Source organism: Oleiphilus sp. HI0043, from assembly GCF_001634935.1.
Genome location: NZ_LWEY01001391.1, coordinates 1 through 1,133 on the forward strand (window position 1 = coordinate 1; position 1,133 = coordinate 1,133).

The 1,133-nt window shown below is 44.0% G+C and carries 2 protein-coding genes; both read right to left on the minus strand.

What is annotated here, in order from left to right; all coding sequences use genetic code 11:
• A partial coding sequence (locus A3729_RS19025; RefSeq protein ID WP_197475926.1) for a cbb3-type cytochrome c oxidase subunit I occupies positions 1-794 on the minus strand: 794 nt, incomplete at its 3' end.
• Positions 795-803: 9 nt separating this feature from the next.
• Positions 804-1,133: cytochrome c (locus A3729_RS19030; protein WP_068634185.1), on the minus strand; the 330-nt coding region annotated here is incomplete at its 5' end.

Consider the following 1,133-nt stretch of genomic DNA (forward strand, 5'->3'; position numbering starts at 1 on the left):
AGCCACAACCAGTACTCACCCGGGCCGATCCAGAAGTAGTGGTGCCCCATTCCTATCAGGCCGGTAATCAGTGCTAAAGCAATAATCACATACAACCACTTCTCTATTATCTCACGGTCAACGCCAGTCACTTTGATCAAGGTATAAGCCAAAATAGCACCCATGATCAATTCCCAAACACCTTCAACCCATAGGTGAACAACCCACCACCAGAAGAACTTATCAAGAACCAAATTACCTGGGTTATAGAAAGAGAATAAAAAGAACACAGCCAAACCAATCAGACCTGTAATCAATACCATATTGATAACTGTTTTACGGCCCTTAAGGATGGTCATACCTACATTGAAGATGAACCCGAGACAAACGATGACAATACCAATTTTAGTAATCGTCGGTTGTTCAAGGAATTCTCGCCCCATGGTCGGTAAGAGTTCATTAAAAGTAATATCTGCCAAGGTGCTATAAGGCACTAGCAAATAACCTAGAATGGTCGCAACGCCGGCTGCGGCAAACACCCAAAACAGGATTTTGGCAAGCAAGGGGCTATACAGTTCAGTTTGACTCTCTTCTGGGACAAGGTAGTAAGTTGCTCCCATAAAGCCAAATAATAGCCAAACGATGAGCAAGTTCGTGTGCACCATACGTGCAACGTTAAACGGAATAGCACCTGCTAGAAAGTCACCAACGATATATTGAAGACCCATAATGAGCCCGAATACCGCCTGACCTGCGAACAGAACCATGGCGAAAATAAAATAGTTTTTTGCAACACTCTGCGATTCGTATTTCATAGCAACTCCCTAACCTTGCTTATTCGGTGGCCAGTCATTGTCATCAATGCGCGAGGTCCAGATCAGGAATTGAGAAACGTTATGTACGTCCTCTTCTGATAAATGGAACTGAGGCATTTGACGGCGACCTGGAACATTTAATGGCTGAATCGCCATCCAGTTTTGCATGAAGCTTTCAAATACCGCCTCATCACCGGCACCATATCGATCAAATACATTTGCAAGTTCAGGTGCAAAGTAAGCCCCTTCCCCCATCAAACTGTGACAACCGATACAATTGTTCTTTTCCCATATTTCTTTGCCCTTCACGACAGCTTCGGTAATATTTTCCCGATGATC